1 protein-coding gene is annotated in these 238 nt (G+C 70.6%); it reads left to right on the top strand.

Annotated features, from left to right (window positions below):
• Positions 1-238: transposase (locus XH84_RS31720; protein WP_208757115.1), on the top strand; the 238-nt coding region annotated here is incomplete at both ends.

Below are 238 nucleotides of genomic sequence, written 5' to 3'. Positions count from 1 at the left end.
GTCCGAGGCCGAGACGTTCTGGACGGCGTTCCTGCGCAAGCTCGCCCGCCGCGGCCTGCGCGGCGTTAAGCTCGTCGTCTCCGACGCCCACGAGGGCATCAAGGCCACCGTGGCCAAGGTGCTCAACGCCAGTTGGCAGCGCTGCCGCGTGCACTTCATGCGCAACGCGCTGGCCCATGCCGGCAAGAGCGGCCGGCGCGTCGTCTCCGCCTTCATCGCCACCGCCTTTGCCCAGGAC

The sequence above is a fragment of the Bradyrhizobium nanningense genome (genome assembly GCF_004114535.1).
GTDB classification, from domain to species: Bacteria; Pseudomonadota; Alphaproteobacteria; order Rhizobiales; family Xanthobacteraceae; genus Bradyrhizobium; species Bradyrhizobium nanningense.
The sequence above is the reverse complement of the archived record's forward strand: the minus strand, read 5'-3'. Positions and strand labels throughout refer to the sequence as shown.